Source organism: Enterococcus sp. DIV0806c (assembly GCF_051710905.1).
GTDB classification, from domain to species: Bacteria; Bacillota; Bacilli; order Lactobacillales; family Enterococcaceae; genus Enterococcus_B; species Enterococcus_B mundtii.
This window is the reverse complement of record NZ_JBIOLO010000001.1, coordinates 2,713,665-2,730,871: the sequence shown is the minus strand read 5'-3', so window position 1 is coordinate 2,730,871 and position 17,207 is coordinate 2,713,665. Positions and strand designations below refer to the sequence as shown.

Annotated in this window: 13 protein-coding genes; 7 read left to right on the top strand and 6 right to left on the bottom strand. The window is 38.4% G+C overall.

Going from position 1 to position 17,207, the window contains the following annotated elements; all coding sequences use genetic code 11:
- Nucleotides 1-77: 77 nt before the first annotated feature.
- Complete coding sequence (locus IGK77_RS12690) at nucleotides 78-3,095, top strand: polysaccharide lyase 8 family protein (protein WP_074799366.1); 3,018 nt, start codon at nucleotides 78-80, stop codon at nucleotides 3,093-3,095.
- A 108-nt stretch (nucleotides 3,096-3,203) separates the two neighbouring features.
- Here the strand turns inward: IGK77_RS12690 and IGK77_RS12685 are convergent, their stop codons facing one another.
- The gene (locus tag IGK77_RS12685) at nucleotides 3,204-4,112 is read right to left on the bottom strand and encodes a cation transporter (protein ID WP_074799367.1); all 909 of its coding nucleotides are present in this window, start codon (nucleotides 4,110-4,112) and stop codon (nucleotides 3,204-3,206) included.
- A 171-nt stretch (nucleotides 4,113-4,283) separates the two neighbouring features.
- On the opposite strand from IGK77_RS12685, the gene IGK77_RS12680 reads away from it, so the two are divergent.
- Entirely contained in the window at nucleotides 4,284-4,916 is a 633-nt protein-coding gene (locus IGK77_RS12680; RefSeq protein WP_074799368.1) for an NAD(P)H-binding protein, read from the top strand.
- Nucleotides 4,917-5,239: 323 nt separating this feature from the next.
- Here the strand turns inward: IGK77_RS12680 and IGK77_RS12675 are convergent, their stop codons facing one another.
- The gene (locus tag IGK77_RS12675; RefSeq protein WP_071866437.1) at nucleotides 5,240-6,247 is read right to left on the bottom strand and encodes an NAD(P)-dependent oxidoreductase; all 1,008 of its coding nucleotides are present in this window, start codon (nucleotides 6,245-6,247) and stop codon (nucleotides 5,240-5,242) included.
- A 39-nt stretch (nucleotides 6,248-6,286) separates the two neighbouring features.
- Complete coding sequence (locus IGK77_RS12670) at nucleotides 6,287-7,315, bottom strand: AEC family transporter (RefSeq protein WP_074799369.1); 1,029 nt, start codon at nucleotides 7,313-7,315, stop codon at nucleotides 6,287-6,289.
- Nucleotides 7,316-7,601: 286 nt separating this feature from the next.
- Between IGK77_RS12670 and IGK77_RS12665 the strand changes: the two genes are divergently transcribed.
- Genes IGK77_RS12665 through IGK77_RS12655 form a run of 3 tightly spaced genes read left to right on the top strand, consistent with a single transcriptional unit; the run spans nucleotide 7,602 to nucleotide 11,124 of the window.
- Complete coding sequence (locus tag IGK77_RS12665) at nucleotides 7,602-8,942, top strand: aminotransferase class III-fold pyridoxal phosphate-dependent enzyme (protein WP_074799370.1); 1,341 nt, start codon at nucleotides 7,602-7,604, stop codon at nucleotides 8,940-8,942.
- An 18-nt stretch (nucleotides 8,943-8,960) separates the two neighbouring features.
- Complete coding sequence (ald, locus tag IGK77_RS12660; protein ID WP_074799371.1) at nucleotides 8,961-10,061, top strand: alanine dehydrogenase; 1,101 nt, start codon at nucleotides 8,961-8,963, stop codon at nucleotides 10,059-10,061.
- A gap of 28 nt (nucleotides 10,062-10,089) precedes the next feature.
- Nucleotides 10,090-11,124, top strand: a complete 1,035-nt coding sequence (locus IGK77_RS12655) for an NAD(P)H-dependent amine dehydrogenase family protein (protein WP_074799372.1) — start codon at nucleotides 10,090-10,092, stop codon at nucleotides 11,122-11,124.
- 75 nt (nucleotides 11,125-11,199) lie between these two features.
- On the opposite strand, the gene nrdF is transcribed toward IGK77_RS12655, so the two are convergent.
- The 3 genes from nrdF to nrdH all read right to left on the bottom strand — a co-directional run bounded on the left by nrdF (nucleotide 11,200) and on the right by nrdH (nucleotide 14,781).
- Nucleotides 11,200-12,165, bottom strand: coding sequence for a class 1b ribonucleoside-diphosphate reductase subunit beta (gene nrdF / locus IGK77_RS12650; protein WP_010734316.1), 966 nt, complete (start codon nucleotides 12,163-12,165; stop codon nucleotides 11,200-11,202).
- A 50-nt stretch (nucleotides 12,166-12,215) separates the two neighbouring features.
- Entirely contained in the window at nucleotides 12,216-14,375 is a 2,160-nt protein-coding gene (gene nrdE, locus IGK77_RS12645; protein ID WP_071866432.1) for a class 1b ribonucleoside-diphosphate reductase subunit alpha, read from the bottom strand.
- A 181-nt stretch (nucleotides 14,376-14,556) separates the two neighbouring features.
- Nucleotides 14,557-14,781 (bottom strand): glutaredoxin-like protein NrdH, encoded by a 225-nt coding sequence (gene nrdH, locus IGK77_RS12640; RefSeq protein WP_010734318.1) that lies wholly within the window; start codon nucleotides 14,779-14,781, stop codon nucleotides 14,557-14,559.
- Between the two features lie 647 nt (nucleotides 14,782-15,428).
- Here nrdH and IGK77_RS12635 point away from each other — a divergent pair.
- Nucleotides 15,429-16,247: a GH25 family lysozyme gene (locus IGK77_RS12635; RefSeq protein ID WP_074799373.1), complete on the top strand. Its 819-nt coding sequence runs from the start codon at nucleotides 15,429-15,431 to the stop codon at nucleotides 16,245-16,247.
- A gap of 236 nt (nucleotides 16,248-16,483) precedes the next feature.
- On the top strand, nucleotides 16,484-17,119 hold the full coding sequence (locus IGK77_RS12630; RefSeq protein WP_010734320.1) for a GntR family transcriptional regulator: 636 nt from the start codon (nucleotides 16,484-16,486) through the stop codon (nucleotides 17,117-17,119).
- The last annotated feature ends 88 nt before the right edge of the window (nucleotides 17,120-17,207 follow it).

The window sequence follows — 17,207 nt, the reverse complement described above, 5'->3', positions numbered from 1 at the left end:
TCGTTCGAAATAAGAATGCGCCTTTCTTGCAGATTTTTTTAGTTCAAAAAATATCTATAATCAAAAAGGAGAACAAAATGAAGCGTTGGTCAACAAAATTAGTGGTGACATTAGGGTGTAGTTTATTCGTTGGTATTGGGTTAGGGTACAGTCAACAAGTAGGTGCAGAAGGAACACAGACTGACATGCAAAAAAATACGACATCAGGAAACTATGAGTCAGATTTTTCGCAGCATTTGGGTACTTGGCAAGACATTGTTGGAAAAGCAGATAAATATACCAACGAGAATGGGTTACAGATCGCAAACCAGAAAGTCAATCAACAATTTGAGTCTGTGTCGTTATTATTAGATGCAGGTGTCCGCAGCTCAGGTGATCTAGAATACACGTTTCTATATGAGGGACAGACCAATTTTGGACTAGTTTTTCGAGGAAACGATCAGATGACATCGAACTGGCAATCGTTTGCCTATATGCGCGATGGTGAATGGCAATTGGGGCAGCCTGGGGGGAAATGGTTGACAGCCATCAAAGGCCCTACACTGATTTCAGGACAAACCTATAAATTGTTACTAAGATATGAAGGAACATCGTTCCAAGCATATTTGAACGACCGTTTGTTGTATGAAAATCAAGAAGTTCTTTATTCTGATGGGACAACGATCAATGGGGACTGGTCAGGTTATTCAGGGATTCGGTTATTTGGGAATGAGAGTAAATTAACGATTTATTCCATGCGTAGTGGAGCGGTCAATAGTCTACAAGTGGAAGAACCGACAGAAGAATTTCAAACAATGAAAGAAAACTGGAAAGATCAACTTGTGTCAACAACGACCGATTTAGCTAATCCAGCGATTGCCAATTATGTAAACGCTCTTTCTAACGAAGCAGAAAAACTTTACGAGACAATGAATCAAGATCCTGACCGCACTTATCTATGGCCATTAGAATCTGGAAATACCGCTTCGGCAGATTTAACCACGCAATTTACAAAGTTGCAAAAACTAGCGTTAGCATACGGAACGAATGGGACAAGTTTTTATCAAGATGAAGTCATCAGTCAAGCGATTCAAAGTGGGTTAGATTTTATGATCACAAAAAAAGGCTATGATGGAACAAAGTATCATGGCAATTGGTGGGATTGGCAAATCGGAGTAGCTCAAAAATTTGTGGCGATTTTGATGGTACTGGATGAAGACGTGCCAGAGGAGAAACTTCAAGAGTATACGACTGTGTTGAGTAAATATGTACCCGATCCATTTAAACAACTCTACACAAAATCACAAGGAACTTTTGTCGCGCTTGATTTTATACCAAATTTTTCAACGACTGGTGCGAATCGCACAGATTTAGCGCAAACTGTCTTAGGACTAGGGCTCTTACAAAATGATCCAGCGAAAGTGACACAAGCAGTTGAGAGTATCACAGATGTCTTTAAATTGGTGACCCATGGCGATGGATTTTATCAAGATGGTTCATTTATCCAGCATGAAACGATCCCTTATACAGGCTCTTATGGGAATGTACTAGTCAAAGGCGTAGGCCAAATTTTATCGATCGTCAAAGAGTCTCGCTATACGTTGACAGCTGATCAAATAAAGTCCTTTGTTGATAACGTACAATCGGCATTTATCCCATTAGTGTATCAAGGTGAAATGTTGCCTTTAGTCAATGGACGCTCCATTTCTCGAACGCCCGCTGCGACAAAAACGGGTTACGGATCAACAACGATGTACAATTTAATGATCGTGGCGAAATTTGCACCTGAAACACAGCAAAAAGCTTTGCAAGAAGCAGTAAAATATTGGATGCTGTCTAATCCTGACTATTATTTGACAAATACGAGAGATTACAATGATTTGATGATGACAACGGAGCTATTGGCTAATACAACGATCATGGGCGATCAACTACCATTCATCGGAACAAAGATGTATCATGCAATGGATCGATTTGTCCAACGAACAGAGAATTACCATTTAGGATTAAGCATGTATTCGAAGCGAATCTCTTCATTTGAAGCAGGAAATCTGGAAAATCAACGAGGCTGGCATACGTCTGATGGGATGATTTATCTTTACAATGATGACCAAGTCCAATTTGGTCCGAGTTATTGGCCAACAGTCGATCCTTATCGTTTACCTGGTACGACCATTGATACAGTTCCTTTAGCAGATGAAGTTTCATCATTTACTACAGTGACTTCAAATGAAACATGGGTAGGCGGTGCCGCTGCTGGAGATCAAGGTGTAGTAGGGATGGCTCTTAACAAAGAAGGAACAAAGAATAATGGAACGACTTTACCGATGAATGTACAAGGGAAGAAGTCATGGTTTACATTGGATGGGCAAATCATTGCCTTAGGTGCTGGTATTACAGGAGATACAACTGCCTCAATCGAAACAATTGTCGATAATCGTTTATTAAATGATTCGTATACGTATCAAGTACTTTCGGATACAGGAATGATTGATCAGTCACAACAAACGAAGGAGACCTCTTGGTTATTGCTAGAATCAGATCATCAACATGCGTCAATCGGTTATTATTTCCCACAGAAGGAAACAGTCGAGGTGATCAGTGAGACACGCACAGGGACTTATCGAGAAATCAATGAAGCATTTCCTAGTGATACACCATATACAGGTGACTACCGCACCTTCTCAATCAATCATGGACAGCAACCAAAAGATGCAGAATATGCTTATGTGATGTTGCCCGGCAAGACTCAATCGGAATTAGCAGATTATGCAGCAAAACAGCCAGTTGCGATTTTGCAAAATACCAAAGAAATCCAAGCAGTCGAAGTGAAAATATCTGGTTATTTAGGCATCAATTTTTGGCAAGAACAAGGCGGAGAACTGGTAGGAATCAAAACGAATAAACCAATTTCTTTACTAAAACAAACGAAGGCAGAACAAACAGTTTATACAATTGCCAATCCAACGCAACAAACTGAACCAGTAACACTTAGTTTACCAAGTGATTTTACTGACGTGGCGTCTACGAGTGAGGGTATTGTCTATGATAGTCAAACCAATACGTTTACCATTGATTTCGGTCAATTTGAAAGCAAAGAGATTGTTGTCAAATAGATCTACCTTTCTAGGTCATAATTAAACACAGATCAATTGAAAAAAACAGAAGCTTCCCAATCGTTTTCGTATTGGAGGAGCTTCTGTTTTTATAAATAATTTATGCCCTCAAGCCCACTTGAGATCACCAATAAAGTTGATATTCAACCATAAAGAATAGTCAGAGAAACCTTCAGTTACTTTGCGGTTGAGTTTATCTCTTAGATGATCTTGCGCGCGGATACTATCTAGTTCACTATCGGGTAAAATCACGATATCTAGTTCAAGAATGACTTGATCCCCTACTTTTGCGATTCGTAAGACATAGGTTTCGATGGCGACATTTTGCAAGAGCTTATCAACTACTAACAATATTTTTTCACGTAATTCATATTTGGGGGGTGCATAAGTAAGTTCTAATGTGGCATTTTTGATTTCAGTCACCGATAGATAAATATAAAAAATGGTAATTCCAATAGAAATCACTGGGTCAATCAGTTGTGCGATGGCAAGATATGGCGTTCTTGCTAGTAAACCAGAGACGATGATCGAGACCACGACTCCTAAACTGAATAGAAAACCGAAGCGCCATTGTTCCAGCTCCACCTTATAAAAGGAATGATTGATCGGATTTTTTTTCAAATAAAGATAAAAGACAAAACAAAAGAGTGTCCCAAACAAAGAAAAGGGCAAGCCAATCGCCAAATCAACATAGGTATCTGCATAAAGCAAACTGAAAAAAGACTCAATCAGGCCATAGGAAGAAATCAATAGGATGACACTGTATTGGATAAAAACAACCAAGGGCATCAGTGATTCCTTTCCAAATGGAAAACGTTCAAAATCTTGTGTCTGGATAAACTTAGCAATATATAATGCGATCAGAGACATCAGCGCACCGACCATCGTATAGACACCATCAAGCAAGAGGACATTGTAATTGATCATCAATCCCGTAAGTAGCGCTAAAAGACCATAAACGGTTCCTGCAATGATGGAGGCAGTTAATAATTTTTTTATTTTTTGCGTATTTTTCATATAACTAAAACCCTTTCTGGAATAGATGCTTTTTTGAGAATCATACTAATTGTAATAAAAGATGCGAATAAATACTTGCGGTTAGAGTCGTTCTAAGCCTTATACTTTACTCATCTTATCAAAGGAGGAGCGTTGTACAAGTAAAAAATCAAAATTAGAGGTGGAAATAGATTGAAAAAGAACGTATTGATCCTTGGTGCATCAGCACCAATTGCTAGATATAGCTATGAATTTTTAAAAAATGATCCTACGGTGAATGTAACTTTATTTTTAAGAAATCCGGATAAAGTCTTTGATAAGGAGCGAAGTATCATTGGTGATGCGACGAATCTAGATGATTTGGTTCATGCAATGAAAGGCATTGATATCGTCTATTCTTGCTTAGGTCCTTACAACATGGTGCCTTTAGCTAAACATGTGATCGAGGCCATGAACCAGAATAAGATCAAACGCGTATATTGGATGGCAACACTTGGGATCTACGGTGAAGTTGACTTCAATGACGAAGAAGCAATTGCAGAGTTGGGCGACTATCGCGATCCTGATACTTATTTAGGGGATCAGCGTATTGCAGCAGATTTGATTGAGAACAGTCATCTAGACTTTACCATCATCCGCCCCAATTGGTTAACCGATAAAGAGATCATTGAGGATATTCGTATCGAGAATAGAAACGGAAAAAGTCTCATTGGTGAAATCAGCCGACAAACTGTAGGGAAATACCTAGCAACTTTGATCAACGAGCCAACTACTCATATGTATGACTCTATTGCATTAACAGCAAAGGGAAAAATACACGAGTAAAAAAATAATTGAGGTTTGACAGAAGTTTTCAGCTTTGAAAAATAAGGCAGGACCCCCAGAAAGTATTCTTTGATTTTCTGGGGATTCTGTCTTACTATTTTTTGTGATGATCGAAAGGAAAGTAGTTAAAACAAACGTAAGATTCACTTTTGTCTGTGATTATAGAAATGAGTCAACGGCGGGAATCAAGTAGTCTCTTTTAAAATAAGGCAACTACCACAAAAATTGGAAGAGCAATTTTCATGGTTGTCGCCTTATTTGTTGAGGGGAAACACTTCTGTCCCAATATCGGATCGCTAGTTCTTTGCTGTCAATGCTCCAGCCTAACTAGAAAGCATGTTGGCACAGTCCAATTGATTGAACATTTTATAGAGATTGTCAAAACTTGTTTCGATCATATTTGATACTGCTTCATCGGTATTCGAACCAATATGTGGTGTAACGATCACTCGCGGATACATATCGATCAGCGCCTTAGCTGTTGCATCGATCAATAACGGATCTTCATCAAAATTTTTGTTGAAAATCAGCGCTTCATTAGGCAAGACATCTGTACCAAATCCAGATAGTTTTTTGCTCGTCAACGCATCAAGAATTGCTTGATTATCCTGTAATTCTCCTCTAGCAGTGTTAATCAAAATCGCATCATCCTTCATTTTTTCGATAAAATCTTTATTAATGAAACGTTCATTTTTACCGGGGATATAAGGAATATGGATACTGACGATATCACTTTCTGCCAGTAAGTCATCAAGAGACTTAAATTCGATGGCTGCTTTTGCTTCTTCACTTGGATATAGATCATTCCCAATCACCGTTGCGCCTAATCCTTTGAAAAGTTTTGCTTCTGTTAGTCCGATGTTCCCCACGCCAACGATTCCAACTGTACAGTTTCGGACTTCTTTACTGAACATAAAGCGATCAATCGTAAAATTATAAGAAGCTGTTTTATTCGTTGTATGAGTTGTTCTACGTAAAAGCATCATTGCTAAAGTAACAGATAATTCAGCGATTGCATTTGGTGAATAAAATGGTACATACGCGACTTGCATTCCATGATCGTGAGCTGCCATTAAATCAATATGATTTGTCCCAACTGTACGTGTGAGTAGGAACTTGATCCCAAATTGGGCAAAACGTTCGATATTTATGCGATTTGCTAAACAGTTACCTCTAAGAATGACGGCATCCATTCCTTTTGCTTCTGTATAGTTTGTCTCATTCAATAAATCTTCTACGAGATTCAAATTGAATCCGTGGATATTCAACTGCTGAAAGAGAGATCTTTCAGCAGGACGAACACCATAACATACAACATTTAAATTTTTCATAGTATAGTTTCCTTTCGTTAATTAATTATATAATGTGGGTTAATTTCCAAGCAAGTTTAAGACGATGATCCAGATAGGGATCAACACGATCGAGAAGAGTGTAGAAAGCAAAGAGGCGTTAGAGGCAAGTACTGCTTCTTTTTCAAAGTTGATGGCATAAGCAACCGCAACTGTTGCAGCCGGAGTAGCCATCATAATGATTATCGTACTTAGACCAACTGCGTTCACTGGTAAAATATTCATTGCGTTCAACAGTAAAATTGAAAGTAAAATCACAAGTGGGAAGACAATGACTTTGATGAATGAATAGTACCAAGAGGTGTGACTGCTGAGGGTTTTTCCGAATGGCAGATCGCCTAATGTGATCCCGATTGCCAACCAAGCGAGTGGGGAGGCTAAACTAGAGAGGAACGTCAAAGGTTTAAATAGCCATGGCAACGTCTGATCGATTCTTAAAAAAGCAACAGATTCAGAACTAGACTGAGCAATTTGAGGTAAGCTATCTTGGAAGAGCCAAATAAATAATCCGATAAAAGTTGCCAATACGATTGGGTTCAAGATCATTTCTCTAATATTCTTGCGTGCCATTTTCAATCCACTCATTTTTAAATAAGCATAAGAGTATAAGAAGATACGGTAACCGATATTAAATATCGATGCGTACAAAATCCCTTCTGCACCAAAGACTGCACCGACAACAGGAATACCGAAAAATGTTGTTGACCCGAAAATAGAGAGTACACGCAATGTGTCTTCTTTATTTGGTGCATATCTAAAAAAGAAGAATTTACTTAGAAAAATCAAGAAAACGTGGACCAATATCCCAAGAATCAAAATGTTGATTCCTTGATTCAATACTTCATCATTCAAGTCCTGCATAAACGAATTAAAAGCTAATGCAGGAATTGCGACAGTTAAGACGACCTTAGACAATGTCTTTCCGACATCTGATGAGAAAATCTCGTGCTTTCTTAAAAAGTAACCTAATAATATAATAAACAGTGTGGAAGTGATCGCACTGATAATTTCCATGTTGATGACATTGCTCATTGTTTCTGATAGTGACATTTAAATTTTCCTCCTCAATTCTTGTGAATGTTTTAATTTGTTTATTTGAATCAGCTGTGCATGTTTACCAATCCTCCTCAATTACATCCTAGAGGTTAGAATCGTTCTAAGGTCAATATGCTTTACAAATAAAATTACAAAAGTATTTTTTCTTCTATATAAGTGATTTTTTACTTTTTTCAATGTAAGCGATTTTATTAAAATAATAAAAAAAGATTGACCTTAGAGTAGTTCTACCCTTTAGTCTTAACATGTAAACAGGAAAACAGATAAAGGAGAGAATAATATGAATAATCGCAAGAAAAAGTATTTTTGGCATCCGATGACGGATACCCGAGCAAGTGAAGAAGAAACAATCGTTATCGAACGTGGAGATGGGAATTTTATCTATGATGATACAGGGAGAAAATTACTCGATGGTGTCGGTGGATTATGGTGTATGAACGTTGGTCATAATCGCCCTGAAATGAACCGAGCAATTTCTGATCAAATGGAAAAATTATCTTACTATCAATTGTTTACGAATATTGCCCATCCCAAGGCATATGACTTGGCAGAAAAAATCATTCAAATGACGCAAGAAGAAGAGATGGCGAAAGTATTCTTTACTTCTGGAGGAAGTGATTCAGTAGATACTGCGTTGAAAATAACAAGACAATACTGGCAAGCAGTAGGTAAACCGACAAAGAAAGTATTTCTGTCATTGGAAAAAGCCTATCATGGGATGCATTATGGTGGAACGTCGATAGGTGGTAACCCCATCTATCGGGAATTTATTGGTCCAGGTTTACAAGATTGTGTACGTGTTTCTTCTCCACATTTGAAGAAAAATAAATGGAATTGCCAAGATCCAGAAGAATTGACAAAACTCTGTATCGCTGAACTAGTTGAAACGATTGAACAGATTGGCGCAGATCATATTGCTGCATTTATTGCTGAGCCGATCCAAGGTGCTGGCGGTATCATCGTTCCACCAACTTCTTATTGGCCAGCTTTAAGGGAAGTTTGTGATACTTATGATATTTTATTGATTGCAGATGAAGTTGTGACAGGTTTTGGCCGTTCAGGATATCTTTTTGGTAGTCGTGGCTGGGCCATCAAACCAGATGCCATGGTTCTAGCAAAAGGATTATCTTCTGGGTATGTTCCACTAGGGGCAACTGTTTTTAACAAACGCATTGTTGAAGGCATCGAATCAGCGACCAATGGAGCTAATGTCATTATCCATGGGCATACTTACGGTGGACACCCGCTCGGCTGTGTGGCAGCATTAGAAGCTTTACGTATTGTGGAAGAAGAAAACTTAGTTGAAAATGCTCGTGAAGTCGGTGCATATTTATTGGAACGTCTAAAAGGTATTGAAGGAAAATATGACTGCATTAGTGATGTTCGTGGAAAAGGCTTGATGATCGCTATCGATTTTGAGAATACAGGGAAATATGATGTGGAACAAACAGCAAAAAATGTGCAAGCAGTTGCTGATTATGCCATCAATGCAGGCGTCTTGCTCCGTGATGAATTACAAACGATTATCATTTCACCATCGTTGACCTTTTCAAAGGAAAACGCAGATCAACTATTCGATGCGATTCATATGGGCTTTGAGGAGTGGCAAAAGCAACAATAATTCAAAGGAGGATATAATATGACAATCATTGGTGTACCAAAAGAAATCAAAAATTCAGAGAAACGTGTAGGCGTGACACCTGCAGGAGTCAAAGAGTTAGTTACAGCTGGTCATACCGTTTATGTGGAAGAACGTGCAGGGGAAGGGTCAGGCTTTACAGATAGTCAATACCGTGAAGCTGGCGCTCAAATCAAAGCTGATCCAGAGACAGTCTGGTCGGCAGAAATCGTCGTGAAAGTCAAAGAACCACTAGCATCGGAATATCAATATTTTAGAAAAGACTTGATTTTATTTACGTACTTGCATCTAGCCGCAAATCTTGAATTGACCGAAGCGTTGATCAAGTCTGGGACAACCGCAATTGCCTATGAAATGGTTACGAAAAACGGAGCATTTCCATTACTCGCGCCAATGAGTGAAGTCGCTGGCCGTTTAGGCGGTCTATTGGGTGCGGAGATTTTAGCGAAGCAAAGTGGAAAATTGATTTCAGGTGTAACCGGTGTTTTACCAGTTCAGGCAACTATTTTAGGTGGTGGGATCGCCGGAGTGAGTGCCGCGCATTACTTGCACGGATTAGGGGCAGATGTGACGATCTTAGATATCAATGTCGACCGCTTACGTGAATTGTCAGAGATGTTCAATGGACAAGTAAAAACGCTCTACTCAAGCCCAGCGAATATTGAGAAAATGGCATTGACTAGTGATATCGTGATTGGTTCAGTCTTATTACCAGGTAAAAAAGCCCCACATCTTATCACAGAAGAATTAGTGAAGCAGATGAAAGAAGGAACGATCTTGGTGGATATTGCGATTGACCAAGGGGGCTGTTTTGAAACGAGCCAGCCAACCACCCATGAAGAACCGACTTTCGTTAAACATGGAGTGATCCACTACTCGGTTGCGAATATGCCAGGTTTAGTTCCTCAAACGTCTACGTTAGCTTTAACGAATGTCACGATGAGATATATCAAAGGATTAGCCTCTCAATCACTGACTGACGTGATCCAAACCTATCCAGAAATCATTCCAGGTATCAGTACGTATAAAGGAAGACTGACCTGTCCTGAAGTAGGTGAGGTGTTTGAGCGAACAGTAGTTGATGTTCGTGAGCTTGTTTAAAAATCTTTAAAAAAAGTGAGGGAATAAAATGACTAAAAAAATTCGTATGGTCCAAGTCGGCTGTGGAAAAATGTCGAAAGAGATTATCAAATATGCCTTGGCAAAAGATATTGAAATCGTTGGAGCTGTAGACAATCGTCCAGAGGCAATCGGTCAAGATCTAGGCTTATATTTAGGCTATGAACAAGCCTTAGGTATTAAAATCTCCAGCGATCCTCATGAAGTATTTCAAAACTGTGATGCAGATGTCGCTTTAGTCACGATTGCTAGTTATATCAAAGATTTCATGCCGAGTTTAGAGATACCCTTGACCTATGGAGTCAATGTTTTAACGATCGGTGAAGAAGCTTTGTATCCTTGGACGACTTCGGTTGCAGAAACCAATCGTTTAGATAAAATCGCAAAAGCCAACAACGTGACGATTTCAGGAACAGGAATGCAAGATATTTACTGGGTGTTGTTTCCAACGCTGCTGGCTGCTGGCGTGAATGATGTACAAAAAATCAGTGGGGAAGTTAGTTATGATGTCGAACACTATGGAAAAGCGTTAGCGGAAGCGCATGGTGTGGGCTATGATCAAGAAAGATTTGACAAAGAAATTGCCAATGCAACCGATTTGCCTTCCTATTCTTGGATGACCGCTGAAGCAATCTGTGCCAAAATGGATTGGTCGATCAAACGCATTTCTCAAAAAAACGTTCCAATCATTTTAGATAAAGATATTCCGTCAAAAACCATGGGGCGGACAATCAAGGCAGGCGAAGCAATTGGGATGTCTGCCGTTGCAACGATCGAAACGGTACAAGGACCAGTTGTGGAAGTCGGTTGTACTGGAAAAGTCTATCAGACAGGTGAAGGAGATCTATGTACTTGGTCGATCGAAGGAACGCCAAGTATGCAATTTGAAGTAACCAAACCAGATACACCAAAGCATACGTGCGCTACGTTGATCAACCGGATACCGACAGTGATCAATTCCAATGCAGGCTATGTCACGATCGATCAATTGCAACCTGTCGAATATATGACGTATCCAGCACATCTTTATTTAGATAAAAAATAGGAAGAACTAAGGTTGTCAGTTGGTTAAAGAGAAACAAAAAAAGAGCGAGGATGCAATATCCAAGCTCTTTTTCGTTTAGTCTAAACCAATCAAGTAATCTTCATCTTTCATCGCTTCCACGTTACCTAATAGGTAGCCGTTTCCGACTTGAGAGAAGAAATCGTGGTTACTTGTACCAGTAGAGATCCCATTCATCACGATTGGGTTGACATCGTTTGCTGTATCAGGGAATAGTGGGTCCATTCCTAGATTCATCAATGCTTTATTTGCATTGTAGCGCAAGAATGTTTTGACTTCTTCCGTCCAACCGATTGGATCATATAATTCTTCTGTGTAGCGCTCTTCGTTTTCGTATAATTCATATAACAAATTATACATCCAGTCTTTCAATGTTTCTTGTTCTTCTTCAGGTAATTCGTTGTAACCTAGTTGGAATTTATAGCCAATATACGTGCCATGGACAGATTCGTCACGAATGATCAACTTGATGATCTCTGCCACGTTGGCTAATTTATTATTTCCTAAATAATAAAGTGGTGTATAGAATCCTGAGTAAAATAAGAAGGTTTCTAAAAAGACACTCGCAATTTTTTTCTCTAACGGCGTACCGTTTTTGTAGATCTCATTGATACGCTCAGCTTTTTTCTGTAAATAAGGATTGGTATTCGTCCATTCAAAGATTTCTTCGATTTCTTTTTTCGTATTCAATGTACTGAAGATCGAAGAGTAACTTTTCGCATGGACAGACTCCATGAATTGGATATTGTTCAATACCGCTTCTTCATGGGGCGTGCGGACATCTTTACGTAATTGATCCATCCCGCTTTCTGATTGGACGGTATCAAGTAAAGTCAATCCACCAAATACGTGACCAACTGTATCTTTTTCTAATTGGGAAAGCGTACGCCAGTCGTCTAAATCATTTGACAAAGGGATACGTGTGTCTAACCAAAATTGCTCAGTTAATTTCTCCCAAGTCGATTTATCAATGATATCTTCAATTTCATTCCAGTTTATCGCTGCATAATAAGTTTCTGACATGAGAATGCTCCTTTATTAAAATCCAGTAACGGTTCTATCACTAAGTGAAATTAGATCACACAGCTTTCACATTGGTTGCTGCCGATTTCTTCTGCATCGTCTGTAAACGTACGTACATAATAAATCGATTTGATTCCTTTGTGGAAAGCATAGTGTCTTAGAATATTTAGATCACGTGTGGATTGTTTTGTCGTTTCTTTCCATTCGTACAAACCTTCTGGGATTTCTGAACGCATAAACAACGTCATACTCATTCCTTGATCCACATGTTTTTGTGCTGTGGCATAAATATCGATCACTTTACGCATATCCATATCATAAGCAGAAGTGTAATACGGGATTGTTTCATTTGATAAATAAGGCGCTGGGTAATAGATTTTCCCAATTTTCTTTTCTTGGCGTTCTTCGATCATACGAGTGATCGGATGGATACTTGCACTCGTATCGTTGATATAAGAAATAGAACCATTAGGGGCTACAGCTAAACGATTTTGGTGGTACAAACCATCTTTCATGATTGCTTGCTTCAAGTTTTCCCAGTCTTGGGCAGTCGGAATAAAGATACCATCAAACAAAGCAGCAACTCGTTCAGATTTTGGTTGGAATTCGCCAGTGACATATTTATCAAAATAAGTGCCATCTGCATAAGCTGATTTTTCAAAATTATGGAAGACTTGTTTTCTCTCACGTGCGATATTGTTACTTTCAACAAGTGTCCAGTAATTCAACAACATGAAATAAACATTGGTAAAATCAATTGATTCTTCGGAACCATATTCCATTTGCTCTTTGGCAAAATAAGTATGAAGTCCCATAGCACCAAGTCCGATCGTATGATTCAATTTGTTCCCGTTTTGGATCGGTGGAACCACGTCAATATCTGAAGCATCTGTGATATACGTCAATGCACGAGTCATCGTGCGGACAGAGCGACCAAAGTCAGGGCTATCCATCAAATTGACGATATTTGTAGAACCTAAGTTACATGAGATGTCTGTCCCTAACTCTTCATATTCTTGCTTGCCATTGATGACAGAAGGTGTCTGTACTTGTAAAATCTCAGAACATAAGTTACTCATGATGATTTTACCGTCTACAGGATTTTCACGATTTGCTGTATCAATATTGATGATATACGGATAACCAGACTCTTGTTGTAATTTAGAGATCTCGTTTTCTAAATCACGGGCTTTGATTTTTTGTTTACGGATATTTGGATTTGCTACCAAGTTGTCATATTCCGCAGTGATATCTACGTAAGAAAATGGCACACCATATTCTTTTTCCACACTATAAGGACTGAATAGATACATTTCTTGATTTTTACGTGCTAATTCATAGAATTTATCTGGGACGATCACACCAAGTGATAAAGTCTTCACGCGAATCTTTTCATCTGCATTTTCTTTTTTTGCTGAAAGGAACATCATGATGTCTGGGTGGAAGACGTTTAAATAAACGACACCCGCACCTTGACGTTGTCCTAATTGGTTCGAATAACTAAAGCTATCTTCAAACAATTTCATGACTGGAACAACACCGCTAGCTGCACCTTCGTATCCTTTGATCGGCGCTCCGGCTTCACGTAGGTTAGAAAGAGTGATCCCAACACCGCCACCGATTCGTGAAAGTTGTAAGGCAGAGTTGATCGAACGACCGATCGAATTCATATCATCCGTTACTTGAGTCAAGAAACAAGAAACAAGTTCACCGCGACGTTTACGTCCAGCATTCAAAAATGAAGGGGTTGCTGGTTGATAACGTTGGTGGATCATTTCATCAGCTAAAGCTAAGGCTAGTTCTTCGTCGCCATTCGCAAAGTACAACGCATTGAATGCGACACGATCTTCATAAGATTCCAAGTAGGCAGAACCATCATTTGTTTTTAACGCATATTGAGAGTAGAACTTATAGGCTGCCATGAATGATTTAAATGTAAAGTTTTGTTCGAATAGGAATTGATAAAGTTTTTCAATAAATTCACTACTATATAATTGAATGAACTCTGCTTCTAAATATTGGTTATCGATCAAATACTGGATTTTGTCGATCACTGTTGGAAACATCATCGTATTTGGTTTGACATTTTCTTCAAAAAAAGCAGCTAAAGCTTCTTTATCTTTATTTAAAGGGATTTGCCCGTTGACTGGTCGATTGATTTCATTATTCAGCTTAAAGTAGCTGACATCTTTTAGATTTTTAAGACTCATACATACGCCCAACCTTCTTTTTGATTTTGATGATACATGTTTGACCACAAGATATAGTGGTGTTCATTGCTGTAAAAAAGGATTTGGGGAGGTTACGGAGAATATCCGTAAGTCCATCAAATCCATGGTGGCAGAGGATCAAGTAAATCCTCGATCTATTTGACAACTGTTTGAATGATTCTTAGCTAGCTAAGTGACGTAGTTGATCTGGTCTAAAACCAATGACAGTCGCTGCGTCAGAAGTGATGACCGGAACACTTTGGAATCCTTGGTCTTTTAACCATGAGATTGCTTCAGGTTGTTCATCGATATTTACTTCTTCAAAGTCGATTTTATTTTCAGCTAAAAAGCGTTTCACCATTTTACATTGCATACAATTATTTTTTGAAAAGATTTTTACGTTCATTATTATTTGCCTCCTTGCCCATGTGTTTTCTCTATAATCAATAGTATAAATCTATTAGTAAAAAAGTCAATCAACAAACACTACATCTTGTGTTGTGGAAATTGTGGAATACTATGTTTTGTGGTTTTTGAAAAACAATGAAAACAAGTATCTCGTGCAGATTCGCTTGTATTAATACAGAAATGCTTGTGGAAAACTCCGTTAAAAAATATTTTTTTAACCTTTGCTTGCCAATAAATGAATGTTCGATCGAAAAATCACAAACGAAAAAGGTATGCAAAAAGATGGAAAGAAGAAGAGAAATAATTGTAGATCAAAACCAGAAGAAAAAGGTATTTATACATTTTAGAGATAGAAATTTTTTCACAAAATGAAAAATGATCATGAAGAGTCTAGGGATCATCGAAAAGAGAAACTCGAATCAAAATAGCAAAAGTCAAAAGAGTACTTACTATATATAGTAGTAAGATGATAAATATTGTAAAAATTGAACTAACAATATTTTTATTTTTTAATAACAATGTTATGTTTAAAAATTAGTTAATTGTCATGTTATCTGTTTTTTTATTTCTTGATTTTTGGTTAAATGGAGCCAACAGGACGTCTTGTTGATGCTTTGAAAATTCAATAAAAGGAAGCGATCCAAGATGCGTACAATGATCAAATGGGTAGGTGTTATTTGTTTTACTTTACTAGTTTACGTTGGAGGAACAGCACAGGCAACTTCGATTCCAATCAAGCCTATGATTACTGAAAAAAATCAACATGAGTTAGGTAGCAGCAGCCAATTCTCAGAGTCACTCACTCGAAGTCTGACAGACGATTCAGGAATCTCCGCTGCCGAATCAGGAAGACCAGCTAAAGATTTTATTGACATATCTTCTAATAATGGCAAGATATTGAGTGAAGAGTTTCAAACGATGAAAAACTATGGCATTAAGGGTGTAGTCGTGAAATTGACTGAAGGATACTCGTATAAAAATCCGCTTGCTCCTGAACAGATTGCTTCAGCCGTTGCAGCAGGTCTAAAAGTAAGTGTCTATCATTATGCGTGGTTCAATGAAGAAGCTGATACAAAAGGGGAAGCCCAGTTTTTATTGGATTATATGAAAGAGTTGAACCTGCCATCATCAACTGTGGTTGTCAACGATAGTGAAAATCCAAAGATGAACTTGGACAAAGTGACAGATAATGCGTTGATTTTCCAAAAAGAGATCCAACAGGGAGGCTATCAAAACGTCATCCACTATTCGAGTGCTTCTTGGTTTACCGAAAACAAGCTAGATATGACACGTCTAGGAAAAGAAAATTGTTGGGTTGCACAGTGGCCGTATGATCCTTCTGATAAAAATCCTTTGCATACAGATACAGCAGCATGGCAGTGGGCAAGTGATCTGTATTTCCCAGAATTTCCTGCCCGTCATTTTGATGTAAGTACTGACTATTTGAAAAAATTTACAAGTTAAATGAAGTTTGTTTTTTAGCGTAAGAAACAAAAAGACAACCACGAAAATTTTTTGATTTTCGTGGTTGTCGCTTTATTCTCAAAGTGTGTGATACGAACTGTTTAGTTTGGAAAAATCAACTGACAACTACCGGATTTCTTGTATAGAAGAAAAAAATAAAACCAGTTTACTTTTGCTTCTTTGAAGCGTCCATAGTAAGATGTTAGCTGACAAGTAGATGAAAGAGGAAGAATAAAATGAGTGAAAAAACCAAACTGGTTCGCCCACGCTATCAACAGATCGCCGTTGACTTGGCTGAACGAATCGTAGAAAATCGTTATCAAATCGGCGAGAAGATCCATGCAAGATCCACTTTAGCAAGCACATATAACGCTTCTCCAGAGACGACTCGTAAAGCAATCAATGTTTTGGTCGATCTGGGGATCATGGAAGTCCGTCATGGCAGTGGTGCGTTTGTAGCATCTAAAGAAAAAGCAAAGGATTTCCTTTTACAATACCAAGATGTGCAATCGATCCAAGAAACAAAAGCAGAAATCATGGAAAGCGTGAAAAAACAACAAGAAGAGTTGAATCATTTTTCGCAACTATTGGACCAACTTGTTAGTCAAACGAAACGAATACATAAGATGAACCCACTTCTGCCTTTTGAACTTGCTTTGACAGAGGAAGCGGCTCACTTAAACCAATCCATCAGCGAATTGAATATCTGGCAAGCAACTGGTGCAACAGTGATTGCTATTTCCCACGATCAAGAGCTGTTGGTCTCTCCTGGCCCATATGCTAAATTCTCAGCGGGCGATACCGTCCACTTCATTGGGAACGAGTATACGCTGCAACGAATGACGAACTTTTTTTATCCAGATGGGCAGTGAACGAGCGGATAAGAAAAATCTCATTTAATTCTAATTTTGGTCAATCCCTATACTGATAAGGGATTGGCCAATTTTTTGTGTAGTTTCC